We start from the raw sequence: 25,545 nt of genomic DNA, 5'->3' as shown, positions 1-25,545 counted from the left end.
ACCCACCCCCGGTCAGCCCCGCCCACCCATCCAGCCCGTCCGGCGTTTGAGGACGAGCGCGTTCAGCGCGATACGGGGGTCTGGGGGCGGAGCCCCCAGAAAGGGACGGGAATGGGAAGGGGCGGCGGGGGCGAGAAACCCCACGCCGACAACCCCACCACCTCAGATCCGCCGCCGAGCCTTCCGAGCCCGCCGCACCAACGCAGCCGTACCCAACAGAGCAACAGTCGCCCCCGCGGCCCCGGCGGCAGTGGCATCCTTCCGCCCAAGCCGCCGCCCGGCCAGAGTGTGCCGCCCGGCAACCTCCTCCAGAAGCTCCGCGAGAACCTCCTCATTGGTCCACTGCGGCCGCCACCCGGCATCATGCAGCCGGCTCCCACTCACCACCCAGGGATACATCGTGTAGGCGAGATCCCCCGCCGGAGACGGCGTGAGCCCGATCCGGTGCAGCCGAGCCGCGGCCCCCAGCGCGACGGCCGACGGCAACTCCATCCGCCGGATCCCGCTGAGCTCCTCGACCTCCTCCTGCTCAAGCCACCCCTCGCACCCGACGGCCAGCTCCCCTTCGACCTTCTCCAGAACGGCGTACTCCAGAGCCCCGCACAGGTCCTCGACATGGCAGAACTGCCAGGCGGGCCGGGACCCGGCGACGACCAGCAGCCGGGGCGACTCGAAGTACCGGGTGAGCGCCGTGTCGGTGCCTCCGACCAGCACGGCAGGCCGTACGACGGTGACGTTGAGCCCGGGATGCGCACGCGGCGCCCGCCGCGCGAGCCGTTCGACCTCCAGGAGGTCCCCCACGCCCGTGGCCTCCGCGGTCGCCTGCAGTTCGGCGTCTTCGGAGAGGGGCAGTTCGTTGTCGGGCAGGGCTCCGTAGACCATCGCCGAGGTGCACAGCACGACACGGTGCACCCCGGCCGCCGCGGCGGCCGTCAGCACGGTCTGTGTCCCCCGCACGTTGTAGGCCGTACGGGCGGCCGGATCCGTCTCCAGGTCGAGATCGAGCGCGAGGTGCACCACGACGTCGGCGCCGCGCAGCTTCTCGGCGATCGCCGGATCCCGGACATCCAGGATGTGCCACTGCGCGGCGGCGCACTCCCCGCGCCGCTCGTCGATGGCGATGACCTGCTTGATCTCGTCGCTGGCGGCCAGCCGCTCGGTGAGCATCGCGCCGATTCCGGCGGCGGCGCCGGTGATCGCGACGACGGGGCCGCGTAGAGCCGGATTGGTTGAAGGGTTTCGCGCTGCGCGAACCTGTGGATCTGGGGAACTCACCGGGCGTCTCCAGCGGTTGTCTTCAGTAAGAACGCGCGTGACGCGTACGTACCAGGTGGCATCCATCCTGCCGCAGCCGCTGAGTCGGCGAAGCACCGAGGCCCGAACCGGTTGTGGTGTCTACGCTGGGTGGTGATGTAGGGCAGCCGCCGTCGGAGCGAACCGGCGGCCTTAACAGCCGAGGAATCCCGTGAGTGACACCCCATTCGGATTCGGCCTTCCGCCGGAGGAGCCGGACGACGGCGACGAGGGCAAGAAGAAGGACCAGCAGAGCGGTGGTGGTCAGGGACCTGCCAACCCGTTCGGTTTCGGGCCCGGAGGACCGGGTGGCGACAACCCGCTCGCAGCCATGTTCGGTTCGCTGAACCCCAACGACCTGGGCGCCGCGTTCCAGCAGCTCGGCCAGATGCTCTCGTACGAGGGCGGGCCGGTGAACTGGGACATGGCCAAGCAGATCGCCCGCCAGACGGTGTCCCAGGGCACTCCCGACGGCACCAAGGACGCGAGCATCGGCCCCGCCGAGCGCACCCAGGTCGACGAGGCGGTGCGCCTGGCCGACCTGTGGCTGGACGACGCGACGTCGCTGCCGTCCGGCGCCGGTTCCGCGGTGGCCTGGAGCCGCGCGGAGTGGGTCGAGGCGACCCTGCCGGTGTGGAAGGAGCTCGTCGACCCGGTCGCCGAGCGGGTCGGCGCGGCCATGGGCGACGTACTGCCCGAGGAGATGCAGGCCATGGCGGGCCCGCTGCTCGGGATGATGCGCTCGATGGGCGGCGCCATGTTCGGTACGCAGATCGGGCAGGCCGTCGGCGTGCTCGCGGGCGAGGTCGTCGGCTCGACCGACATCGGCCTGCCGCTCGGCCCGGTCGGCAAGGCCGCGCTGCTGCCGCTGAACATCGAGTCGTTCGGCAAGGACCTGAGCGTCCCCCAGGAGGAGGTGCGGCTCTACCTCGCCCTGCGCGAGGCCGCCCACCAGCGGCTCTTCGCCCACGTGCCGTGGCTGCGCTCGCACCTGTTCGGCGCGGTCGAGGGGTACGCGCGCGGGATCAAGGTCGACACGGCGAAGCTGGAGGACGTGGTCGGCCAGTTCGACCCGCAGAACCCGGAGGAGCTGCAGCAGGCCCTCCAGCAGGGCATGTTCCAGCCGGAGGACACGCCCGAGCAGAAGGCCGCCCTGGCCCGCCTGGAGACGGCTCTCGCGCTCGTCGAGGGCTGGGTGGACGCGGTGGTCCACTCGGCCGCGAAGCCGCGTCTGTCGTCCGCCGACGCGCTGCGGGAGACGCTGCGCCGCCGCCGTGCGACGGGTGGCCCCGCCGAGCAGACCTTCGCCACGCTGATCGGCCTGGAGCTGCGCCCGCGCCGCCTGAGGGACGCCTCGCGCCTGTGGGCCTCGCTCACGGACGCGCGCAGTGTGGACGGCCGCGACGGCCTCTGGGCGCACCCGGACATGCTGCCGACCGCCTCCGACCTGGACGATCCGGACGGCTTCGTGCACCGCGAGCAGCTGGACTTCTCCGAGCTCGACAAGATGCTCGGCGAGGCCGCGAGCGGCCCTTCCGAGAAGCCGAACCTCACGAAGGACGAGCCCAAGGACGACGAAAAGGGCCGGGAAAAGGGCGAGGAAAAGGGCGACGACGACAAGTGAGCCTGTACGACGACGCCGTCCTGGTCCTGAAGGGCATCGAGGGCCAGGAGGAGCTGCGCCAGGCCTATCTCGACCATCTGGAGGCGCATCCGGACGGCATGTGGAAGGCCTGCACGGCCGGGCACGTCACGGCGAGCGCCCTGGTGATCGATCCCGGGCACGGCAGGGTGCTGCTGACGCTTCACAAAAAGCTGCGGATGTGGCTCCAGATGGGTGGTCACTGCGAGCCCGGTGACGCCACGCTGGAGGCCGCGGCCCTGCGTGAGGCCACGGAGGAGTCGGGCATCGCGGGCCTGACCCTGCTCCCGGGCGGTCCCGTACGCCTGGACCGGCATCCCATCCCGCCGCCCTGCCACTGCCACTTCGACGTGCAGTACGCGGTCGTGGCCGAGCCGGGCGCCGTCCAGGAGATCAGCGACGAGTCCCTCGACCTGCGCTGGTTCCCGTACGACGAGGTGGCGAAGGTGGCGGACGACTCGGTCGTACGCCTGCTGAGCGCAACACGAGCAAGGCTCTGAGGAGGCACGTGTAAGGGGCGGCCGCAATAGCGACCGCCCCTTACACACACGCTGACAAGGGCGCCCCGTCAGGGGCGCGGGGAACTGCGCGCCCAGCCACGGCGGGCCCGCAGCCAACAACCACCGGCCGCGGACCTTTCGCGGGGCACTCCGAAGAGTGCCGAGCGAAAGGTCCTAACTCCAGGCGTTGCCCTGGTTCTGCCCCCGGGCCCCCTGCTGCCCCATCCCGTACTGGGCGGCAACGCCCGACCCGATCGCCGCGTTCTGCGGCGGCAGCATCTCGCTGGGCTGGACGAGCGCGTACCCCTGGCCCATGAAGCTCAGCTCCCAGCCCTCACCGGTGTTGCCGCGGCGCCGGAACACGCCGGAGGAGTGGGTCTGGGCCTGCATCTGTACGCGCAGACTCGTGGACCAGGCGACGATCGCGTCGGCGTCGCAGTTGACGTACCGGTCCGGCGTGACCTGAAGCATCAGCGGCATGCCCGACGTCATCAGGGCGACCTTGCCGCGCCCGGTGATGTTGAGCTGGTACTTGCCGGAGCCGGAGATCCCGTACTGGCTGTCCACGGCGATCACCTCGTGGTGCAGCGAGGAGTCCATCGCGAGGACGTAGCTGCTGTCCACGGTCAGGCCGTCCTGGTCCACGTCCACCACATGGATGTGCTGGGCGAGGTTGGCCAGGTAGACGGTGCCCTGCCCGTGGCAGCGCATCAGGTCGAGGCCCTCTCCGGTGGCCGCGCGCGAACGCTGCTGACCGGAGTTCTGGTACTCGGCGTCGAACTCCACAAGACCCTGGTACGCGACCATGGTGCCCTTGCGGGCCAGCATGTCGTCGTGGCCCTCCAGGACGACGCGCAGCATCTGCTTGTTCTGCAGGCTGTAGCGCTCCTGGGACTGCTGGTCGTTGTAGGCGAAAAGCGGGCTCTGCATGGTGTGTGTGCTCCCCCTCAGCCCCGTACCCGGAGGCGGTCGGTGCTGTCCTCGCTGGGCTGGACGACGACGATGCCCTGTCCGGAGAAGGCCATCTGGAAGGCCTCGCCGCTGCCCCGCCCGATCAGGGACTGCGCCTTGAAGCTGCGCTTGCCCTTCACCTTGAGGTTCGGGGACCAGGCGACGAGCGCGTCCGGGTCGACGTACGTCTCGTCCTCGCCGCCGCCGCAGTCGACGACGATGGGCTTGCCCCGGGAGGTCAGGGCGACCCAGCCCTGCCCGGAGATCTTGGTGTTCCACAGGCCCTGTCCGGCGAACTTCGCCAGTCCTTTGACGCGCTCGACGCCCCAGGTGAGGTGCGCGTCGAAGGCGAGCAGGTTGGTGGCGTTGACGGAGATCGCGTCGCCGTTGAGGTTGATGACGACGACGTTCGCCCCGTAGTCGGAGAGGTACAGCAGACCGTCTCCGGAGCACTTCATCAGGGGTGCGCCCTCGCCGGTCATCCAGTCCTTGGCGATCTGGCGCACGGCCGGCGGATTGGGCTCGTACTGGACGAAGCCTTCGTAGGCGACCATCGACCCCACGCGCGCGAGGAGGTCGTTTCCGGTCTGCATGGCGACCTTGAGCATGTGGTTGCCGTGGTTCTCCATGCGTGCGGCAACGGGTGCCGGGGCGAAGCCCGCGAGCTGCTGGTTCATAGGACGGGCTCCCTCAGACCTCGTACGGCTGGACGACGATGAAATTGCCGGGCGCGCCGCGGAACTGGAGGTTCACGCTCTCTCCGGTGTCGCCCGGGTAGGCGTTCCTGCGCATCCGCACCTGGCTGGAGACGATCACCTGGGAGGCGGCGGACCATGCGACGACGGCGTTGCAGTCGGCGAACGTCGTCGGCGTCACGGGCAGGACGACGGGCACCCCGCGCGTCTTCACGACGACCGTGCCGGTGCCCTGGAACTGCATCGTGAACAGGGCGCCGCCGGGGATGCCGTGTCCTTCGACGCGGCGCACCTCGTACTGCAGCGTCTCGTCGAAGGCGAGAACGTTCTCCGCGGAGACACAGACGGCGTCTCCTTGCAGCTCGATGGGGTGCAGCATGGCGCCGTTCTCCGCGAGGAACACCTGGCCGCGGCCCGAACAGCGCATGAGCTGCATCTCCTGACCGGTCGCGTTGCCCACGATCCGCCCGGAGAATCCGGCGCCCTTGTAGCTGAAGTCGACCTTGCCCTGGTAGAGCACCATGCTGCCCTGGCGGGCCAGTACGGCCTGGTCGCCGCCCATGCCGAGGTCGACACGGACCATCTTCTTGTTCTGCTGGGTCCAGCGCTGCCCGGTGGGCGTCTCCTTGTACGCCTGCAGCGCCGCGGTGACACCGGCACCTCCCTGGGGAGCACCCTGAGGCACTCCGTAGGCGGCGGGCGCACCCGGTGCGCCGGGCTGACCGGGCACCTGGCCGAACGGCGGCTGCTGACCGTAGCCCGGAGGCGGGGTCGGCTGGCCGTAGCCCGGGGGCGGAGCGGGTGCCTGGGGAGCTTGCGGTGCTTGGGGCTGTCCGTAGCCGGGCGGCAGGGGTGCGGTCTGGCCGGGGGCCTGTCCGTACGGAGGCTGCTGCTGGCCGGGCTGCCCGTAGGGCGCCGGGGCGGGAGCCGGAGGCGGTACCGGGGCGCCGCCGGGCGGGGTCATGGGCGCGATGATGGTGGGCGCCGCGTGTACCGAAGGCGCGGGGGCCGGCGGTGGCGTGGCCCCCTGGGGCGGTGCGAAACCCTGTGCGGCAGGCTGCGGAGCCGGCGCTGGAGCCGGTGCCGGCACGGCGGGGCCTGCCGGGGCGCCGAACGCGGGCGGTGCGGCGCCCTGGGCGGGCGGCGCGAACGAAGGCGCTGCGGCCTGTGGTGCCGGGGCCGCAGGCTCCTCCTCGGCGACCTCGCCGCCGAAGTTCTTCAGCAGCGCGTCGAGCCCGCCGTCGAAGCCCTGTCCGACCGCGGCGAACCGCCATACGTCCTTGAGGTAGAAGTCGCCCAGCATCACGGCGCGTTCGGTGGAGAACTCGCCACCGTTGAAGGAGTAGCGGGCCACCTCCTCGCCGCCCGCGACGATGCGGAGGTACCCGGGGGCGACCTGCGACATCTGTCCGGCGCCGTCGATCGTCGCCGTGAAGGACAGCTTCTGGATCTGCGGCGGGATCCTGTCGAGCGTGACGCGGAAGGACTCCGTGTCGCCCGCCTGCGCACCGAGAAGCTGGATGGACTCTTCGGGGGTCTTCGGCTGGTTGAAGAAGACGAAGAACCGGTCGTCCGAAAGCTGTTCGTCGGCGTCCAGACCGAAGCAGCTGATGTCGAAGGTCAGTCCGGGGCCGGTGATCTGCACACCTACGTACAGATCGGTGCCCGCGGTGAGGTCACTGATCTTGGCCTTGTGGCCGCGTTGGAATTCCCTGGCCATGCGTAACGACCGTCCCCCATCCCGAATGCGAGTGCGTCGCGTCAGGCTAACGGCAAAATCCGGCCGCGGACGAAGCCGGTACAGACCCGGTACAGAATCCGTGCTTCGACCGGTCCGGGCAGGGTTTCGGCGCGGACGGGCGTCAGACCGACGTCACTCGTCTCGGATGGCGGGCAGGTGGGGCAGCCGGTCGGCGGCGACCACTCCTTCGAGGTAGCCGCGGGCCCGCTCGGTCCGCGGATAGGCCTCCAGGAGCCGCCAGAAGTCCGGGCCGTGGCCGGGAACGAGCAGATGCGCGAGTTCATGGACGAGGACGTAGTCGACGACGTATTCGGGCATGCCCTGCAGCCGGTGCGAAAGACGGATACTGCCCTCGGCGGGGGTGCACGAGCCCCAGCGGGTGTTCTGATTGGTGACCCAGCGGACCGAAGTGGGCCGGGCCCGGCCGTCGAAGTACAGATCGGAGAGGCGCGCGGCCCGCTCGGACAGCTCCGTGTCGCCGAGGACCCGCTTGTTCTCCTGGGCGGCCAGCTTGTCGAGCATGACGCTCACCCAGCGCTGCTCCTCCGCCTCGGACATGCGGGCGGGGATGAGCACGACGGTGCGATCGCCTTCACGGTACGCGGAGACCGTTCTGCGCCGTCGCGCGCTCCTGCGGACCTCGATCGCGCTCGCCCCCGAGCCGCTTGGCGGCTGGCTCGTCGTGCTGCGCTGTGGGTTTCCGGCACGGTGCAGTGGGTCGGCGGGCACGCCCCGACGTTACCCGTTGCACACGGGGGAAGTCCCGCCTCCGGAACGCATCGATGCCGAACCGCACTCCACGCGCTCGATTTGTACGACGAATACCCACCACCTGTGGACAACTTTCGGCACGCGTCGGGCAATGCGGGCATGCTGACATTCGACCGGCGGAGCAGGACGAACACCCGCCGGCACCACGGGGACGTACGGGGGTCGGTCATGCATCCGATGGTGAAACCCGCGCTGCGGCGCGGTTGGCGGGATCTCAACACCGTGCAGTTCGGGATGGCACCCGCACACGCGATGGTGCTCGGCCCGATGGACACGGCGACGGGCAGTCTCCTGACCTTGTTCGACGGCACCCGCGGACTGCCGCTGTTACGCGACGAGGGGCGCCGTATGGGTCTGCCCGACGGCCATGTCGACGGTCTGGTGGAGCGGCTGGCCCAGGCGGGACTGCTGGACGACGCGACGGGCGGCGGCCCGGCCGCCGACGCTTTGCGCAGGAAACCAGCGGTCCTGGACCGGCTGCGGCCCGACGCCGCATCGCTCTCCCTCGTCACTCCCGAACCGGGCGAGGCCATGCGCCGGCTGGCGGCCCGCCGCTCACTGCGGGTACAGGTGCGGGGCGCGGGCCGGGTGGGAGTGGTACTGGCCGCGGCGCTGGCGGGAGCGGGCGTCGGCCAGGTCGACGTGCACGACGGTGGCTGCGTCGAGCCGTGGGACGTGGCTCCGGGCGGGCTGCCCGTCGAATCCATCGGCGAGCGCAGGGACGAGGCCGCGCGCCGTGCCGTGCGCCGTGCGGCACCGAACCGCCCGCCCCGGCGCGGCAGCGCACGCCCAACTGACGAACGCCCAACTGACGAAGAAGAGGCTCCGGGCCTCTCCCTCGTGATCATCACGCCCCGGGACGGTCTCGCGGTCCACGCACCCGACCCGTCGGCCGCCGAGCCGCTGATCGGCTCCGGAACACCCCATCTGTACGCCGGGGTGGTGGAGGGCACAGGAGTCGTCGGGCCGCTCGTTCTGCCGGGCGACACGGCCTGCGCGGGCTGCCTGGATCTGGGACGCTCCGACCGGGACCCGACCTGGCCACGCCTGCTGGCACAGTGGCGTTCCGCCCAGTCCCGTCATGTACCGGCGGGTGATCTGGCGCTGTCCACCGCCGTCGCCGGGCTGGCCGCGGGGCATGCGCTCGCTTTTCTGGACGGGCAGCTGCCGTCGAGTGCGGGGGCCCGCTGGGAGGTCTCGGTACCTGGTTTCGACTGGCACTCGACGCCGGTGTGGGAGCATCCCGCATGCCGCTGCGGGGCCGCGGAGAAAGGTAAGGGGGAGCAGACCTCGGACGACGAAGGGCCGCACGAGACAATGGCCGGGCAACAGCCGCACGCGGCACGGCTGTCCGGTACTTGGAGGGCGCATGTCTGATCTTCCCCGGAAGGCGGTCACCCGAACCGCCAAGCTCGCCGCACTACCGCTCGGCTTCGCCGGGCGGGCGACCTGGGGACTCGGCAAACGAATCGGCGGCAAGTCCGCCGAGCTCGTGGGTCGCGAGCTGCAACAGCGCACGGCCGAGCAGCTTTTCAAGGTGCTCGGCGAGCTCAAGGGCGGAGCCATGAAGTTCGGACAGGCCATGTCCGTCTTCGAGTCGGCGCTGCCCGAGGAGGTCGCGGGCCCCTACCGCGCGGCGCTCACGAAACTCCAGGAGGCGGCCCCGCCGATGCCGACCCGCACGGTGCACTCCGTGCTGGCGGAGCGGCTCGGCGAGGACTGGCACGACCTGTTCCTGGAGTTCGAGGACAAGCCCGCCGCGGCGGCCTCGATCGGCCAGGTGCACCGGGCGGTGTGGCACGACGGCCGGGAGGTCGCGGTCAAGGTGCAGTACCCCGGGGCGGGCGAGGCCCTGCTGTCCGACCTGAACCAACTGAGCCGTTTTGCCCGCCTTCTGGGACCGTTGATTCCCGGCATGGACATCAAGCCGCTCATCGCGGAACTGCGCGACCGGGTCTCCGAGGAGCTCGACTACGCCCTGGAGGCGCAGGCACAGCGGGCGCACGCGGAGGAGTTCGCGGACGACCCGGATGTGCTGGTACCGGCCGTGGTCCACCAGTGCGAGCAGGTCCTGGTGACGGAGTGGATCGACGGGATCCCCCTGTCCGAGGTGATCACCGACGGTACGCAGGAACAGCGCGACCGGGCAGGCCAGCTCCTGGCCCGCTTCCTCTTCTCGGGCCCGTCCCGCACCGGTCTGCTGCACGCCGACCCGCACCCGGGCAATTTCCGTCTCCTGCCGGACGACCCCGAGGACGCCGAGAACCCGGGCGGCAAGGGCGGCTGGCGGCTCGGCGTCCTGGACTTCGGCACAGTCGACCGCCTGCCGGGCGGCCTTCCTGCGACGATCGGCGACTCGCTCCGCATGACCCTCGACGGCGACGCCGAGGCGGTCTACGACCTGCTCCGCGAGGAGGGCTTCGTCAAGGAGTCCATAGAACTCGATCCGGACGCCGTACTGGACTACCTGCTCCCCATCATCGAGCCGGCCCAGGCCGACGAGTTCACCTTCACCCGCGGCTGGATGCGCAGCCAGGCGGCCCGCATCGCCGACCCCCGCTCCCCCGCCCACCAACTCGGCAAACAACTCAACCTGCCCCCGGCGTACCTCCTCATACACCGGGTGACTTTGAGCACCATCGGTGTGCTGTGCCAACTGGGAGCGACGGTACGACTGCGGGACGAACTGGAGGAGTGGCTGCCGGGATTCGTCCTGGACGACGAGCAGACACTGGCGGAGGAGGACTCAGCGGCTGGGGCGTGAGCTTGGGGTGCCGTGGTTTGGGCGGGAGGGGTGGGCGGGGGCGGGGGCGGGGGCCAAGGGGACTCCGAAGCTCACCACCAAGTCGAGTCCAGCCGGCCCTCGATCGCCCTGAGATTGGCCCGGGCGCAGGTATCGCAGATGTAGTGGCGGGTGCCGTTCTCCACGGAGAAGGTCCAGGTGAGTGGTGGGTCTTCTGCCGTCGCGCCGCAGCGGGCGCACACGATGGGCCGGGGCTCCGCGGTGGAGCCGCCGCTGTCACCGTCCCCGGGAAGACTCGTCACGTGGTGACGATAACTCCGGGATCCGCGGTTGGTGAGGCACAACGCACCGCGGGGGCCGGTCCGTTCGGACCGGCCCCCGCATCAGCTGTTGCTTCTGTTGCCGTTGCGAAAACGGCTCTACTGCATGACCGCCATGGCCAGTGCGCGGCGGGCGCGGCGTGAGGCGCGCTCGGCACGGCGCTGCATGCGACGGGCGGTCACCAGGCGCAGCGCCCGGCGTTCCTGCTCCGCCTCATGCAGCCGGTCGTGCATATGCGCACGAGCCAGGGCTTCTGGGATGAGTTGCATCTCTCGGGTCCTGTTCTGGCGCGTGTCGTTCGCGCCGGTGGAGGTGAAGTCTGGGATCGCGGAGCCGGCGGGCTCGCTGGTGGACGGCTTCATCGGGACCTGCTTCTTGGGGTCGTGCGTCAGGGGGCGATCGATCGTTCCTAGGGTGTTCATGCCGAAACCGGGTTCTTGCGCGGGCGGCCACGCGGCCGCTTCCGGGCGACAACGACACCCTGGACGAAGAGCTCGCCGCCCCAGACGCCCCAGGGCTCACGCCGCTCCTTGGCGCCGGCGAGGCAGGCCTCGATCAGCGGGCAGGTGCGGCAGAGGGACTTGGCGTACTCGACGTCGGCCGGCGACTCGGCGAAGAAGACCTCCGGGTCGTAGGAGCGGCAGGGGACGGGTACGCCGAGGTTCTCGATGGCGTCGTCGAGCGCGGTGAGCGCAGTGAGCGGGATCAAGGTGGAGTCCTCCGTGAGGCCGGGCGGGGGGATCGTTTCGGAAGGCGGTACGGACGGGGCGTGCGCTTCGAGTTGCACGGTTGGTCTTCCTCGTCTGGTCGTGCCGGCCGGTTGGCCGGTTGGCGGCTGGTACCGGGTTCTTTTCTTGTCCCGAGGCCCCTTCGCTCTGCTGTCCCTGTTCGGGGACAAACAGAAGGGCCGCGGATCCCGGGTGGGGTTCCGCGGCCCTGAAGGCGCCGGCCTGATCGTCGATCAGGCTGGATCACTCCAGGGTTCAGGCCCACGGAAGGCCCACATCGTGTGGTGCGTCTGCTTGGCGGCTCCGGCACCAGTGGCCGCAAAGGCATAGGCCTGCGCCTGTGCCTCTACTGCTTCCAGTGCCTTCATCGGTCGCTCATTGCGCTCACGGACAGGGAGACCCGAGAGAGACACGGAGGACGCCGGCCGGACGGCAGGAATGCCGGACAGACCGGTGCCCAGGTTCGAGAAGCCGAGCAGGCACGTGGAGACGACCGAGCGATCGGTCAATTTGACGGTGCTGACGGAGCTGCTGTTGATGCTGATCACTGGAATCGCCTCCTCTCGGCGTCTCTGGGACCGGGCGAGCCGGTCCGACGGTTATTAAGTACAGCACGGAACCAGGGCCTTCGAGAAGGCCGCCGTTTCCGTGCTTTAGAACCTATGGGGATTGCTGGGGCATGCGCAAACTATTTTTTCGACGAGTTTGAATCAGTCCTCGTCTGCACCGTCCTCAAGTTCCTGACCTGCACAGATGGCGAGTACGTCGGCCCCGTAGCGGCTGAGCTTGCGGGTGCGGACCCCCGGGATGCGGGACAGCTCGACCGGAGTGGACGGCACCGCTTCCGCGATGGCCATGAGGGTCTTGTCCGTGAAGACGCAGAAGTCCGGCTGCCCGCTGCGCTGCGCCTGGACCGCCCGCCAGTCGCGCAAGCGCTCGTAGAGGCCTTCGTCCATGTCGGAGGGGCAGTCCTCGCAGCGCATCAGCTTCATCTCGCCTGCATCGTTGAGGGTGCGGCCGCAGACCCGGCAGCGGGCGGGGGTGCGGTTCGCCCGTCGGGTGACACCGGGGGCGCTGCCGGGAACGCCCCGCTCGATGCCGCCCGAGCCGAGGGGGCCTGCCGCGCCGCCGCGGTTCGCCGTGGTGACGGAGCCGGGGCGCAGTCCGTCGAGGAAGCGGCTGGGTCGCCGGTTGGGCCGGCCGCCGGGTGAGCGGGAGAGGGCCCAGGAGACGGAGAGGTGCTCTCTGGCCCGGGTGACGCCGACGTAGAGGAGGCGGCGCTCCTCCTCGATCTGTTCGTCGGTCTTCGCGTAGGTGATCGGCATCATGCCTTCGGCGACGCCGACCAGGAACACGACGTCCCACTCCAGGCCCTTGGCGGAGTGGAGGGAGGCGAGGGTGACGCCCTGAACGGTCGGGGCGTGCTGGGCGCCGGCGCGTTCGTCGAGTTCGGCCACGAGGTCGCCGAGGGTGGCGTCGGGCTTGGCGACGGCGAAGTCCTGGGCCAGATGGGCGAGTGCGGCAAGGGACTCCCAGCGCTCTCTGACGGCTCCGGAGCCCGCGGGGGGCTGGTGGGTCCAACCGTCTCCCGAGAGGACGGCTCGCACCTGCGAGGGCAGGTCGGGGGCGTCGTCGAGGAGTGAGTCGTTGCCCCCGAAACGGGCAGCTCCGCGCAGGGCGTGGATGGCTCTCTTCACCTCGGGCCGGTCGAAGAAGCGCTCGGCTCCGCGCAGTTGGTAGGGCACCGCGACGTCGGCGAGGGCCTGTTCGTAGATCTCGGACTGCGAGTTCGTACGGAACAGGATCGCGATCTCGCTCGCGGGGATGCCGGAGGCGATGAGGTCGCGGATTCGGCGGGCGGCGCCTTCGGCCTCGGCGGGCTCGTCGGCGTACTCCGTGTAGCCGGGTTCGGGGCCCGCGGTGCGCTGGGAGATCAGCTCCAGGCGGTGGTCGGCGGCGCGGCCGCGGGCCTGGGCGAGCAGGCCGTTGGCGAGGTGGACGACCTGGGGGGTGGAGCGGTAGTCCCTGACGAGTTTGACGACCGTGGCTCCGGGGTGGCGGGTGCGGAAGTCGAGGAGGTGGTCGGGGGTCGCGCCGGTGAAGGAGTAGATGGTCTGGCTGGCGTCGCCGACGACGCAGAGGCTGTCGCGCTCGCCGAGCCACAGTTCGAGGAGGCGCTGCTGGAGGGGGCTGACGTCCTGGTACTCGTCGACCACGAAGTGCTGGTACTGGGCGCGGACCGCCTCGGCGATGTCGTGCTGGTCCTGGAGGATGGCGACGGTCAGCAGCAGGACGTCCTCGAAGTCGATGACGCTGCGGTCGCGCTTGAGATCCTCGTAGGCGGCGTAGAGCTGGGCGATCTCGGCGCGGTCGCGGGGGGCCTCGCGGCCGGCCTTGGCCGCGGCGGCGGCGTAGTCCGCGGGGACGGTCTGGGTGACCTTGGACCATTCGATCTCGGCGGTGACGTCCCGCAGCTCGCCGCGGTCGAGGCGGACGCGGCAGGTGGCCGCGGCGTCGGCGACGAGCTGGATCTTGCGGTCGACGATCCGGGGCAGGCTCCCTCCGACGGCTTTCGGCCAGAAGTACTGGAGCTGGCGCAGGGCGGCGGAGTGGAAGGTGCGGGCCTGGACTCCGGAGGCACCGAGCTGGCGGAGCCGGCCGCGCATCTCTCCGGCGGCGCGGTTGGTGAAGGTGACGGCGAGCACGCTGGAGGGCTGGAGGATGCCCGCGCGCACTCCGTAGGCGATGCGGTGGGTGATGGCGCGGGTCTTGCCCGTACCGGCTCCCGCCAGCACGCACACCGGGCCGTGCAGGGCGGTGGCGACCTCGCGCTGCTCGGGGTCGAGCCCTTCCAGTACCGCGTCGGCCGTGTCAGGGGCCTGCGGGAAGAGGGTGGAATGCGTTGCTGCTGTCACCCCGCCATGCTGCCAGGTCGGCGGAGACGGGTGCGCCGGTTGTCCACAGGGAGGCGCTTGCAGTCGTACTAATGCGGCAGTCGCCCCGGCCAATACGGCAGCGCCCCGGCTCAGCGGCGACGGCAGCGCCCCTTTCGCCGGGGCCGCCCTCCGCCGTGTGGATCGGCTCTCTCCCCTGCCGCGTATGGGAATGGCGACCAGGTCGCGTACGTTCCATCACTGCGAACCCGCACTCCCCCGCAGCGAAGGAGCATGAGAGACATGCTGGGCACTGTGACGATGTACAGCACCACGTGGTGTGGCTACTGCCGCCGGTTGAAGGGCCAGATGGACCGCGAGGGCATCACGTACAACGAGATCAACATCGAGCAGGACCCGGCGTCGGCTGCCTTCGTGGAGAAGGCGAACGGCGGGAACCAGACGGTTCCCACCGTCCTCTTCCCGGACGGTTCGACGCTGACGAACCCTTCGCTGGCGCAGGTCAAGCAGAAGATCGGCGCGTAGTCGGTACGTGCCTCAGGCGGCCGCTCCGCGCGTCGGTAGGGGCTTGCCGTACCAGAGCTCGATCAGACGGGCCGCAATCGAGATGCCGTACGGAGGCAGGACCTCCCCGGACTCGAAGGCGGTCCGCAGGTCTTCGCGGGAGAACCAGCGGGCTTCCTGGATCTCCTCACCGTCGACGTTGATCTCCGCCGAGGTGGCGCGGGCCATGAAGCCCAGCATGAGGCTGGAGGGGAAGGGCCAGGGCTGGCTGGCGATGTACTCGACCTCGCCGACGGTGACACCGGCCTCTTCGAAGACCTCGCGCCGGACCGACTGCTCGATGGACTCACCGGGCTCGACGAATCCGGCAAGGGTGGAGAAGCGCCCTTCGGGCCAGTGGACCTGGCGGCCGAGCAGGATGCGGTCGTCGTGGTCCGTGACGGCCATGATCACGGCGGGGTCGGTGCGCGGGTAGTGCTCGGCGCCGCAGGCCGGGCAGCGGCGGATGTGGCCGGCCGCCGCGATCACGGTGCGTTCGCCGCAGCGGGAGCAGAAGCGGTGCAGGCGCTGCCAGTTCTCCAGGGCGACCGCGTGCACCATCAGGCCGGCGTCGCGCTGTGACAGGAGCAGGCCGGCTTCGCGCAGGCCCGCCGCGCGCGCGGACTGGTCCATACGGCCCGGAAGGGCGTCCTTCTGGAGTGCGAAGTAGCTGACGCCCTCGTCGTCGGTGCCCAGGAAGTAGCGGTGTGCTTCGGTGAGGGGCGCTTCGAAGGACGGGGTCATGACGAGTTCGGTCGTGCCGTCCGCCGTCTCGTCGATGAGGACCTGGCCGCCGGAGACCACGAAGGCGCGGGTGGTGGGGTGGCTCCACGCCGCGGCGAGCCAGGCCTCGTCGAGCCGGTGGTGGGCGGCCCGGTCGATGCCGCTCGGGGCGGTGAGCGAGATGGGACGGTCGGCGGTGTGGTCGGTCCAGGTGGTCACGGGTGCTTCCAACTCCCCCGGTGGAACGGTTGTTTCGGCGGGTGGTTCAGCCGGATGTATGGCGGGTGGTTCGGCCGGATGTGCGGCGGGGCGTGTGCGTCGGGGCTTCTTCAGTGTGCATCGCGCCAGTTCTGGGCCAGGTCGCCCCACAGGTAGGCGGTGGTTTCGACGCCCTTGAGGAGCAGGTCGAGTTCGACCTTCTCGTTCGGGGCGTGCCATCCGTCGGACGGGACGGAGATGCCGAGGAACAGCACCGGTGCGGCGAGGACGTCCTGGAGGTCCGCGGCGGGCCCTGATCCTCCCTCGCGGGTGAAGCGGATCTCCTGCTCGAAGGCGCGGCCCATGGCGCGTGCGACGGACTGCAGCACCGGGTGGTCGAGCGGTGTGAGGCAGGGGCGGGTGGCGGCGGCGAAGGTGATCTCGTGGCGGATGCCGGCGGGCAGCCGCTCGGCGGTCCAGGCGCGGACGATCTTCTCGATGTGGTCGGGATCCTGTCCGGCGACGAGCCGGAAGGAGAGCTTCACCATGGCCGAGGACGGGATGATCGTCTTGCTGCCGGGGCCCTGGTAGCCGCCGCCGATGCCGTTGACCTCGGCGGTCGGGCGGGCCCAGATCCGCTCCAGGGTCGTCTGTCCGGCCTCTCCATGGGTGGCCGTCGACCTGGCGGTGCGCAGCCACTCCGCCTCGTCGAAGGGCAGTTGGGCGAAGAGTTCCCGCTCACGGTCGGTGAGTTCGGCGATGCCTTCGTAGAAGCCGGGGATGGCCACGCGCGCGTGCTCGTCGTGCAGGGCGGCGACCAGGCGGGCGGCCGCGGTGGCCGGATTGGGTACGGCACCGCCGAAGGCACCGGAGTGGATGTCCTGGTCGGGCCCGTACAGCGTGATCTCGCACTCGGCGAGGCCGCGCATGCCAGTGCACACGGTGGGGGTGTCCTCGGACCACATGCTGGTGTCGGAGACGATCACGGCGTCGGCGGCGAGGCGGTCCTTCCGCTCTTCGACGAGCGCGCGGAAGTGCGGAGAGCCGGACTCCTCCTCGCCCTCGATGAGCAGCTTCAGGTGGACGGCGGGGGCGGTGCGGCCGGTGGCGGCGAGGTGGGCGCGGACGCCGAGTGTGTGGAAGAACACCTGGCCCTTGTCGTCGGCGGCCCCGCGCGCGTGGAGGCGGTTTCCGCGGACGACGGGCTCGAAGGGGTCGCTGTCCCAGCCGTCCTCGCGGGCCGCGGGCTGTACATCGTGGTGTCCGTAGACGAGGACCGTGGGTGCCCGCGGGTCGTCGGAGGGCCATTCGGCGAAGACGGCCGGGGCGCCGGGTGTCGCCCAGACCTCGCAGGTCGGGAAGCCGGTCTCCTGGAGTTTGGCGGCGAGCCAGTCGGCGCTGCGCCGTACGTCCGCGGCGTGTTCGGGCTGGGCCGACACGGACGGAATACGCAGCCACTCGGCGAGGTCGTCGAGGAAGGCGGCGCGGTGCTGCTCGATGTACGCGCGGACGGCGCTGTCCGGAGTCTTGCTCATGGTCACGAGCCTAGCCGTCCACGCGCGCGTGCTGGTCCGGCGGTTCCTCGGGGACCCCATCGGGTGGTTCTTCGAGGAGGAGCCGCTCCAGTGCGGCCCGGTCGGGCAGGCTCCCGGGGCGTACGACCTCGCCGCTGCGCACGTACAGGAAGGCGGCCTGTACGGATTCCAGGGGTACGCCGTGCTGCTCGGCCCAGGCGAGCCGGTAGAGGGCGAGCTGGAGGGGGTCGGCGTCGCGGGCGCGGCTGGTCTTCCAGTCGACGATCTCGTAGGTCGTCCCGTCGCCGTCGTCTTCTTTGTAGACGGCGTCGATGCGGCCCCGTACGACGCGTCCGGCGATCGCGAGTTGGAAGGGCGCCTCGACGCGGTAGGGGGTGCGGTGGGCGTACGGGGTGCGTTCGAAGGCGTCCTTGAGGGCTTCCAGGTCGCGTTCGTCGGCGATCTCGGCCTCGCTGCCGGGCAGTTCCTCCGGTTCCAGCATCGGCAGTCGCAGCTCTTCGAAGCGGGCCTCGACCCAGGCGTGGAAGCGGGTGCCTCGGCGGGCGGCGGGCTGGGGCGGGCGCGGCATGGGGCGCGCCAGTTCCTGTGCGAAGGCGTCGGGGTCGGCGGCCAGGCGCAGCAGCTGGGAGGCGGTCAGCGAGGCCGGCAGGGTGACGTCCGTGACGCTTTCGCGGGCGCGCAGAAGCTCTCCGGTGAGGGCGTCCAGGTCGCGGTCCCAGGAGGCGACGGTGCGGGCTTCCTCCGGGGTGAGATGCCTGGTCTCGGAGACGGGGCGCGGCGTCTCCGGAGGGTGCGGGCGCGCATCCGGGGACCGGGTGGGGTGTGCGTCCGGAGACCGGGTGGGGTGCGGGACCGTGGGGCGGTTCGTGGTCCACGAGTCCCAGTCTTCCTGTGCCGCCTCGTCTGTGAATTCGGTCTCTTCCTTGATGACCTCCCCACGGGACGCCTTCCCGTGGGACGCATCTCCGTAGGGCGCGTCCGCGAAATCGTCTTCCCCGTAGGGAAGCTCGTCCGGGAAGTCGTCGTCCCCGTAAGAGGGCTCGTCGTAAGGCGGCTCGTCGTAAGGCGGTTCGTCGTCCTCGGGCGGAGGCGGCCAGTCCGGGTCGTCGTACGAGTCCGGTGCGTCGTGGGACGAGGGGTGGGCCGTCTCGTGGGAGTGGCCGGACTCCAGGTGGGCCAGGACCGTCTGTGCGGCCGCGCGTCGACGGGCCATCGCCGCGTCGTCGAGCGGGAGCGGCCAGGCGTGGTCGCCGCCTGCCTCGTGCAGCGCGGGGTTCTCCTCGGTCTCCTCGGGTTCGTCCGCCCACGCCTCGATCTCGCCGTGCCCGGCCTCGCAGTGCTCGTACAGGGACCGCAGGAAGTCGGAAGGGCCGCGGGGCTTCTTCTGGGAGGGGCCCCACCAGTGGCCCGAGCCGAGCAGCAGGGAGCGGGGGCGGGTGAACGTGACGTAGCCGAGGCGGAGTTCCTCGGTGTGCTGGTGCTCCTTCATGGCCTCGTGGAAGGCCTTCATGCCGCGGGAGTCCCAGGCGCCGATGTCCGGCAGGGTGTCGGCGTCGCCGCGGAGTTCGTGCGGCAGGACCTTGCCCTGTGCGGTCCACTTCTCGCGGCCCTGGCCGCTGGGGAAGGTGCCGGTGACGAGGCCCGGGACCGCGACGACGTCCCACTCCAGGCCCTTGGACTTGTGCGCGGTGAGCACCTTGACGGTGTTCTCGCCGCCCGGCAGGGCGTTGTCGAGGCCCTTCTCGTACTGGGCGGCGGTGCGCAGGAAGCCGAGGAAGGCGAGGAGGCTGGCCTCGCCCTCGTTGGCGGCGAAGGACGCGGCGATGTCCAGGAAGTTGGAGAGGGTCTCGCGGCGGCGGGCGGCCAGGGCGTGCGGGGACGCGGAGAGCTCCACCTCCAGGCCGGTGGTGGCGAGGACCCGGTGCAGGACGTCCATGAGCGGGTCGGAGAGCGAGCGGCGCAGGTCGCGCAGTTCGGTGGCGAGCCGTGCGAACCGTACGCGGGCGTCGGCGGAGAAGGGCAGGCCGTCGTCGTCCCCGTGGCCTCCGAGGGGTGTCTCCAGGAACGTGTCGAGGGCGTCCGCGAGCGAGATGATCTCGGCCGGGTCGATGCCCTCGACGGCGGCGGCGAGCCGCCTCTCGGGGTCGTCGTCGGCCCCCACGCGTGCGTGCGACACGAGAAGGCGGGCCCGGCGTCCCAGGAGGGCGAGGTCGCGGGCGCCGATGCGCCAGCGCGGGCCGGTGAGCAGGCGGACGAGCGAGGCGTTGGCGCCCGGGTCCTGGAGGACCTCGCAGACGGCGACCAGGTCGGCGACCTCGGGCAGGTGCAGCAGCCCGGAGAGGCCGACGACCTCGACGGGGATGTCGCGGGCGACGAGGGCGCCCTGGATCTCGGCGAAGTCGGTCGCCGTGCGGCACAGGACGGCGATCTCGCCGGGCGCCTTTCCGGTGCGTACGAGATGGGCGATGGAGTCGGCGAGCCAGGCCATCTCCTCGGCGTGGGTGCGCAGGAGGGCGCAGCGCACCATGCCGTCCCGCTCGGCTCCCGGGGCCGGGCGGAGGGCCTCCACGCCCGCGTGCAGGGCGCGCAGGGGTTCGGCGAGGCCGTTGGCGAGGTCGAGGAGGCGGCCGCCGCTGCGGCGGTTCTCGCTGAGCGACTGGCGGGTCGCGGGACGGCCGTCGGCGTGGGCGAAGTGCTCGGGGAAGTCGTCGAGGTTGGCCACGGAGGCGCCGCGCCAGCCGTAGATCGCCTGGCAGGGGTCCCCGACGGCGGTCACCGGGTGGCCCGTGCCGCTGCCGAACAGACCCGCCAGGAGGATGCGCTGGGCCACGGAGGTGTCCTGGTACTCGTCGAGCAGGACCACCCGGAACTCGTCGCGCAGGATGCCGCCGACCTCGGGGCGCGTACTGGCGAGCGTCGCGGAGAGGGCGATCTGGTCGCCGAAGTCGAGGAGGTCGCGCTCGCGTTTGGCGGCCCTGTAGCGGCCCACCAGTTCGGCCAGTTCACGCCGGGCGGCGGCCGTCTCGGGGACCTTGCGCAGGTCGGCGTTGGTGAGCCTGACGCTCTCCAGGTCGCGCAGCAGCGCTGCGTCGTAGGCCCGCAGGTCCTGGGGGTGTACGAGGTGTTCGGCGAGTTCGGCGTCGAGCGTGAGGAGGTCGCTGACCAGGTCGGGGAAGGAGCGGGTGAGCGCGGGGTAGGGACCCGGGGCCTCGCGCAGGACGCGTGCGGCGAGCTGGTAGCGGGTCGCGTCGGCGAGGAGGCGCGCGGTGGGTTCGAGTCCGATGCGCAGCCCGTGGTCGGTCAGCAGGCGGCCCGCGAAGGCGTGGTAGGTGGAGATGACCGGTTCGCCGGGCGGGTTGTCCGGGTCGATCACGTCCGGGTCGGTGACGCCCGCCTTGATGAGGGCTTTCCGTACGCGCTCGGCGAGTTCGCCCGCCGCCTTGTTGGTGAACGTCAGGCCGAGGACCTGCTCGGGGGCGACCTGTCCGGTGCCGACCAGCCACACCACGCGCGCGGCCATCACCGTGGTCTTGCCGGAGCCGGCGCCTGCCACGATCACCTGCGGGGCGGGCGGTGCGATGATGCAGGCCGTCTGCTCCGGGGTGAACGGGATGCCGAGGAGCTCCTTGAGCTGCTCGGGGTCAGAGATACGGGCTGGCACGTCAGAGAGGCTAGCCGCGCCCACTGACAGCCGGTGCCGAATCGGTGGTCGGGCCGGAGGATGCGCTGGTCAGCACCCGTGGTGCCGTACGTCACTTCGCGTACGGCAGGAGCCCTTCGAACGGCGGAGCCTCCGGTACGGCGGATGTCCGCACGCCCTCCAGGAGCGGCCCGTGCCCTGTCACTCAACCGTGGCCGTCACCCGGCCGCGCTCATCACCCGGCCACCTGCCGCCCTTCCGGCTCACCCTGCCATCTGCCGCCCTCCGGCTCACTCGACGACGTGCCGCCCTTCCGGCCGCGCGCTGCACGAGGCCCGGAACGCACAGTGGGTGCAGTGCTGGCCGGTCGTCGGGGTGAACCGTTCGTCGAGGACCTTGCCCGCCGCGGTGGCGAGGAGGTCGCCGACCCACTCCCCCTCCAGCGGCTCCTGGGCCTGCACCTTGGGCAGGGTCTCGCCGCCGTCCTTCTTGGGTGCGCCCTGCCGGAGTTGGACGAGTTCGGCGCCGCCCGCGTCGGGGCGTTCACCCTCGAAGGCCTCGTCGACCGCGCCCTCGCGGACGGCGAGCTGGTAGACGGCGAGCTGCGGGTGGTGGGCGACCTCGGCCGCGCTCGGTGCCTGCTTGCCGGTCTTGAAGTCGACTACGTAGGCGCGGCCTTCGGCGTCCTGCTCGACGCGGTCCATGGAGCCGCGGATGCGTACTTCGTAGGAGCCCGCTTCGAGGGTGACGTCGAAGTCGTGCTCGCTCGCCACCGGCGTGCGGCCCGCGCGAGCGCCATTGGAATCGACGTGCCACTTCAGGAAGCGTTCGAGCGCCACGCGCGCGTGCTCCTTCTCCTGCGCCGACTTCCAGGGCGCGTCGAAGGCGAGCGCGTCCCACACGGAGTCGAGGCGCTCCATGAGGACGGCGAGGTCCGCGGGGGTGCGGCCGGAGGCGACCTCGTCGGCCAGGACGTGCACCACGTTGCCGAAGCCCTGGGCGACGGTCGCGGGGGCGTCGGCCTTCACCTCGCGGCCCAGGAACCACTGCAGGGCACAGGTGTTGGCGAGCTGGTCGAGGGCGCTCCCGGACAGCACCACGGGATGGTCGCGGTCGCGCAGCGGCACCTTGCTCTCGGTCGGCTCGTACATGCCCCACCAGCGGTAGGGGTGGGCGGACGGCACGAGCGGGCGGCCGTCCTCGTCGCCGAGCGCGGCGAGCCTGGCCAGCCGACGGGCCGCGGCCTCCCTGAGCCGGTCCGAGACGCGTGGGTCGACCGTCGTGGCGCGCAGTTCGGCGACGAGCGCGGCGACGGACAGGGGGCGGCGGGGACGGCCCGTCGTGTCCTTGGGCTCCACGCCGAGTTCGGTGATGAAGCGCGAGGGCTGGTCGCCGTCGTCGGCCGGGGCCTTCACGGCGGTGACGACGAGGCGCTCACGCGCGCGCGTGGCGGCCACGTAGAACAAACGGCGCTCTTCGGAGAGGAGTGCTCCGGGGGTCAGCGGCTCCGCGAGGCCGTCGCGTCCGATGCGGTCGGCCTCCAGGAGGGAACCACGGCGGCGCAGGTCGGGCCACAGCCCCTCCTGGACGCCCGCGACGACCACGAGGCGCCACTCCAGGCCCTTGGAGCGGTGCGCGGTCATCAGGCGTACTGCGTCGGGGCGTACGGCCCTGCGGGTCAGCGTGTCGGCGGCGATGTCCTCGGCGTCGATCTCCTCCAGGAAGTTGAGGGCGCCGCGGCCTCCGGTGCGTTCCTCCGCGCGGGACGCGGTGGCGAACAGCGCGCACACGGCGTCGAGGTCGCGGTCCGCGTTGCGGCCTGCCGCGCCGCCGCGCCGGGCGGCCCGCTCCAGGCGCTGCGGCCAGGGCGTGCCGTCCCACAGCTCCCAGAGCGCTTCCTCTGCCGTACCGCCGCCCGCGAGACGCTCCCGTGCCTTTCGCAACAGGGCACCCAGGCGCTGGGCTCCGCGCGCGTACGACGGGTCGTGGGCCACCAGTCGCTCCGGCTCGGCCAGCGCTCGCGCCAGCAACTCGTCGGAGGGCGGCGGCACATGGTTGCCCGCGGCGCGCTCCTCCTCACGCAGGGCGCGGCCCAGGCGGCGCAGATCGGCGGCGTCCATGCCCGCCAGCGGGGACGCGAGGAGGCTGAGCGCGGTCTCGGTGTCGAGCCAGGGCCTGTCGGGCGAGGGTGCTTCCGGCGTGGGTTCTTCGGAGGGGCCTGCGGCGCCGTCGGGCTCCTCGTCGGGCGCGCCGACTTCTCCGGGTGGCGCGCCGACACCTTCGGAGAGGGTGCCCTCGTGGTCCGCCTCCGCGCGTTCCTCCACCTCGGCCCGCACGCCCTCGCCGGGACGCGCATCGTCGACGGCCCGTACGTCCTCGTCGGCCTGTGCGTCTGCCGCCGCGCCCACGGCCCCCGAGGTCTCCGCCGTGCCCGCAGTCCCCGAGGTCTCCGCCGTGGCCACCGCTCTGAGTGCCGTCAGGAGCGGCGACACCGCCGGTTCGTGCCGCAGCGCCAGGTCGTCGCCGTCGATGTCGAGGGGGACGCCGGCCGCGGTGAGGGTGCGGCGGATCGTCGGGATGGTGCGGGAGCCCGCGCGCACCAGGACGGCCATCTCGTGCCAGGGGACGCCGTCCTCCAGGTGGGCGCGGCGCAGGATGTCCGCGATGTTGTCCAGCTCGGTGCCGGGCGTCGGGTAGGTGTGGACCTCGACGCTGCCACCGTCCCGTACGGGGGTCAGCTCCCTGTGAGCGCGTACTTTCTCGGCGGGGAGGCGGGTCAGGGGCATGCGCTGGGTCAGCAGCCGGGTGGCCGCCAGGAGGCCGGCGCCGGACCTGCGTGAGGTCCTCAGGACCTCCATCGGTGCCGATGTACCGTCCGCGCGCGGGAAGGCCTCCGGGAACTGGAGGATGCCGTTCACGTCGGCGCCCCGGAACGTGTAGATCGACTGGTCGGGGTCGCCGAAGGCCACGAGCGTGCGCCCGCCGCCCGCGAGCGCGTGCAGCAGCCGTACCTGGGCCGGATCGGTGTCCTGGTACTCGTCCACGAAGACGGCGTCGTACTGGGCGGAGAGGCGCTCGGCGACCTCGGGGCGCCGGGCGAGCAGCACCGCGCGGTGCACCAGTTCCGCGTAGTCGAGGACTCCTTGCATGTCGAGGACGTCGAGGTACTCGGCGAGGAAGGCGGAGGCGGCGAGCCAGTCGGGGCGGCCGATGCGCCGCGCGAAGGCATGGAGGGCATCGGGGCCGAGACCCAGTTCACGGCTGCGGGCGAGGACCGCGCGGACCTCGTCGGCGAAGCCGCGCGTGGTCAGGCAGGCGCGGAGCTCGTCCGGCCAGCGCACATGGGCGAGGCCGAGCCTCTCAAGGCCGGGCTGGCCCGCGAGCAGTTCCCGTACCGCCACGTCCTGTTCGGGGCCGGAGAGCAGCCGCAGCGGCTCCACGAACAGGTCGCTGTCCTGGTGGGCGCGGACCAGGGCGTAGCAGAAGGAGTGGAAGGTCGTCGCCTGAGGCGCGCGAGCGGCTCCTATGCGCAGCGCCATGCGGTCGCGCAGTTCGACGGCGGCCTTGCGGCTGAACGTGAGCACCAGGATCCGCTCGGGGTCCGCGCCGCGTGCGATCCGCGCCGCGACGGACTCCACGAGTGTGGTCGTCTTGCCGGTGCCCGGACCTGCGAGGACGAGCAGCGGGCCGTGCTCGTGGTCAACCGCCGCGCGCTGCCCTGCGTCCAGCAGAGGGGGAGCCACCCTGGCCGGCGGGGTACGCACCAGTCGGTAAGCGCCACGGGCCCCCTGTCGCCCCTGGGGGTGCGACAGGCGCCTGGTGGAGAAAGAGGAGCTCACGTGGTTCGCCGGTCCTGGTGGGTGTGCTTGGGTCTGTCTCTGTCGACGCGGAACGCCGTCATTCAGGGGTGGTGGTGGGGCGACGGGTGGAGGGCCCCTCGCGCGGTGAGGGCGGTGGCCGCGGGATGAACGGGATGCGCGCCGTCGACGCTACGCCGGTGGATGTGGTGGAAGCAGCGCTTCCTCTTGTTCCCACCAGGCACACGCGTCTCCCGTCCCACGAACGTACGGCATGTCACGGACGTGCCTCGCTTCCCCCGTACGGGCCATCGGTACGCCTCCTGTCAGCTCGATGGCGGAAGCTGTCAGGTGTGACCCTCCGTGCGCCCGCCGCCGTCCCACCGCGCCCGCTTCATGTCGACGCGCGGGAGATGGCCCTCGGAGGCCCTGCTCGCCTCCTTCAGGGGCGTCCCCTCGGCGCGGTAGTGGCCGAGCGCCTCCAGCTCGTGGCCGGGGAGCAGCACGCCGTCCGCGCGTATGACCCGCCACCAGGGAACGGCTCCTCCGTAGAGGGCCATGACGCGGCCGACCTGCCGGGGTCCGCCCTCCTCCAGCCATTCGGCGACATCTCCGTACGTCATGACACGCCCGGGCGGGATCAGCTCGGCGACGTCGAGGACCCGCTCCGCGTACTCCGGCAGGGCGTCCGCCGGAAGGCTCTGCTCACTCATCCGGCCCATCCTGCCCCAGAGCACCGACACTGTGACGCGGCGGCGACAGTGCGTATCCCTCGCCCCGGAGCTGCGCTTCAGGCAGACTGTGCGACCCCGCATTGCACCCTGATGCCC

20 protein-coding genes are annotated in these 25,545 nt (G+C 71.3%); 5 read left to right on the top strand and 15 right to left on the bottom strand.

Annotation, left to right across the window (positions count from 1 at the left end):
• Window positions 1-162: 162 nt before the first annotated feature.
• Window positions 163-1,275, bottom strand: a complete 1,113-nt coding sequence (locus ACIBEI_RS13290; RefSeq protein WP_307521588.1) for an SDR family oxidoreductase — start codon at window positions 1,273-1,275, stop codon at window positions 163-165.
• A 190-nt stretch (window positions 1,276-1,465) separates the two neighbouring features.
• Here ACIBEI_RS13290 and ACIBEI_RS13285 point away from each other — a divergent pair, with 190 nt between their 5' ends.
• Entirely contained in the window at window positions 1,466-2,917 is a 1,452-nt protein-coding gene (locus ACIBEI_RS13285; protein ID WP_398888128.1) for a zinc-dependent metalloprotease, read from the top strand.
• On the top strand, window positions 2,914-3,435 hold the full coding sequence (locus ACIBEI_RS13280; protein ID WP_307521591.1) for an NUDIX hydrolase: 522 nt from the start codon (window positions 2,914-2,916) through the stop codon (window positions 3,433-3,435). Before ACIBEI_RS13285 ends, ACIBEI_RS13280 begins: the two co-directional genes overlap by 4 nt.
• Window positions 3,436-3,609: 174 nt before the next feature.
• Here the strand turns inward: ACIBEI_RS13280 and ACIBEI_RS13275 are convergent, their stop codons facing one another.
• The 4 genes from ACIBEI_RS13275 to ACIBEI_RS13260 all read right to left on the bottom strand — a co-directional run bounded on the left by ACIBEI_RS13275 (window position 3,610) and on the right by ACIBEI_RS13260 (window position 7,551).
• Window positions 3,610-4,365, bottom strand: a complete 756-nt coding sequence (locus ACIBEI_RS13275) for an AIM24 family protein (RefSeq protein WP_398888126.1) — start codon at window positions 4,363-4,365, stop codon at window positions 3,610-3,612.
• Window positions 4,366-4,382: 17 nt separating this feature from the next.
• Window positions 4,383-5,063, bottom strand: coding sequence for an AIM24 family protein (locus ACIBEI_RS13270; RefSeq protein ID WP_055610520.1), 681 nt, complete (start codon window positions 5,061-5,063; stop codon window positions 4,383-4,385).
• Between the two features lie 13 nt (window positions 5,064-5,076).
• Window positions 5,077-6,801: a TerD family protein gene (locus ACIBEI_RS13265; RefSeq protein WP_398888123.1), complete on the bottom strand. Its 1,725-nt coding sequence runs from the start codon at window positions 6,799-6,801 to the stop codon at window positions 5,077-5,079.
• Window positions 6,802-6,954: 153 nt separating this feature from the next.
• Window positions 6,955-7,551 carry a M48 family metallopeptidase gene (locus tag ACIBEI_RS13260; RefSeq protein WP_398888121.1) on the bottom strand — a complete coding sequence of 199 codons (597 nt, stop codon included), beginning with the start codon at window positions 7,549-7,551 and terminating at the stop codon, window positions 6,955-6,957.
• A gap of 210 nt (window positions 7,552-7,761) precedes the next feature.
• Between ACIBEI_RS13260 and ACIBEI_RS13255 the strand changes: the two genes are divergently transcribed.
• A complete protein-coding gene (locus tag ACIBEI_RS13255) occupies window positions 7,762-8,970 on the top strand; it encodes a TOMM precursor leader peptide-binding protein (protein WP_398888330.1) in 1,209 nt (402 codons plus the stop codon).
• Complete coding sequence (locus tag ACIBEI_RS13250) at window positions 8,963-10,357, top strand: ABC1 kinase family protein (protein WP_398888119.1); 1,395 nt, start codon at window positions 8,963-8,965, stop codon at window positions 10,355-10,357. Before ACIBEI_RS13255 ends, ACIBEI_RS13250 begins: the two co-directional genes overlap by 8 nt.
• A 71-nt stretch (window positions 10,358-10,428) precedes the next feature.
• Here ACIBEI_RS13250 and ACIBEI_RS13245 read toward each other — a convergent pair whose 3' ends face one another.
• The 5 genes from ACIBEI_RS13245 to ACIBEI_RS13225 form a co-directional block, all read right to left on the bottom strand.
• Window positions 10,429-10,638 carry a hypothetical protein gene (locus ACIBEI_RS13245; RefSeq protein WP_398888117.1) on the bottom strand — a complete coding sequence of 70 codons (210 nt, stop codon included), beginning with the start codon at window positions 10,636-10,638 and terminating at the stop codon, window positions 10,429-10,431.
• Between the two features lie 117 nt (window positions 10,639-10,755).
• Window positions 10,756-11,079, bottom strand: a complete 324-nt coding sequence (locus ACIBEI_RS13240) for a hypothetical protein (protein ID WP_398888115.1) — start codon at window positions 11,077-11,079, stop codon at window positions 10,756-10,758.
• A complete protein-coding gene (locus ACIBEI_RS13235; RefSeq protein ID WP_055610526.1) occupies window positions 11,076-11,444 on the bottom strand; it encodes a WhiB family transcriptional regulator in 369 nt (122 codons plus the stop codon). Before ACIBEI_RS13235 ends, ACIBEI_RS13240 begins: the two co-directional genes overlap by 4 nt.
• Window positions 11,445-11,618: 174 nt before the next feature.
• Window positions 11,619-11,933, bottom strand: coding sequence for a hypothetical protein (locus tag ACIBEI_RS13230; RefSeq protein ID WP_398888113.1), 315 nt, complete (start codon window positions 11,931-11,933; stop codon window positions 11,619-11,621).
• A gap of 162 nt (window positions 11,934-12,095) precedes the next feature.
• Window positions 12,096-14,300: an ATP-dependent DNA helicase UvrD2 gene (locus ACIBEI_RS13225; protein WP_398888111.1), complete on the bottom strand. Its 2,205-nt coding sequence runs from the start codon at window positions 14,298-14,300 to the stop codon at window positions 12,096-12,098.
• Window positions 14,301-14,561: 261 nt separating this feature from the next.
• Between ACIBEI_RS13225 and ACIBEI_RS13220 the strand changes: the two genes are divergently transcribed.
• A complete protein-coding gene (locus ACIBEI_RS13220; protein WP_055610529.1) occupies window positions 14,562-14,804 on the top strand; it encodes a mycoredoxin in 243 nt (80 codons plus the stop codon).
• A 12-nt stretch (window positions 14,805-14,816) separates the two neighbouring features.
• Here ACIBEI_RS13220 and nudC read toward each other — a convergent pair whose 3' ends face one another.
• From nudC to ACIBEI_RS13195, 5 genes are all read right to left on the bottom strand, one after another.
• Window positions 14,817-15,764 (bottom strand): NAD(+) diphosphatase, encoded by a 948-nt coding sequence (gene nudC, locus ACIBEI_RS13215; RefSeq protein ID WP_398888109.1) that lies wholly within the window; start codon window positions 15,762-15,764, stop codon window positions 14,817-14,819.
• A 110-nt stretch (window positions 15,765-15,874) separates the two neighbouring features.
• A complete protein-coding gene (locus tag ACIBEI_RS13210; RefSeq protein WP_398888107.1) occupies window positions 15,875-17,278 on the bottom strand; it encodes a dipeptidase in 1,404 nt (467 codons plus the stop codon).
• Window positions 17,279-17,288: 10 nt separating this feature from the next.
• Complete coding sequence (locus ACIBEI_RS13205; RefSeq protein ID WP_398888105.1) at window positions 17,289-20,939, bottom strand: UvrD-helicase domain-containing protein; 3,651 nt, start codon at window positions 20,937-20,939, stop codon at window positions 17,289-17,291.
• Window positions 20,940-21,208: 269 nt separating this feature from the next.
• Entirely contained in the window at window positions 21,209-24,757 is a 3,549-nt protein-coding gene (locus tag ACIBEI_RS13200; RefSeq protein WP_398888103.1) for an ATP-dependent helicase, read from the bottom strand.
• 305 nt (window positions 24,758-25,062) lie between these two features.
• Window positions 25,063-25,428: an MGMT family protein gene (locus ACIBEI_RS13195; protein WP_190229722.1), complete on the bottom strand. Its 366-nt coding sequence runs from the start codon at window positions 25,426-25,428 to the stop codon at window positions 25,063-25,065.
• Window positions 25,429-25,545 lie beyond the last annotated feature (117 nt).

The organism is Streptomyces sp. NPDC050988 (assembly GCF_044456225.1).
GTDB lineage: Bacteria > Actinomycetota > Actinomycetes > Streptomycetales > Streptomycetaceae > Streptomyces.
This window is presented reverse-complemented; position numbering and strand designations above follow the sequence as displayed.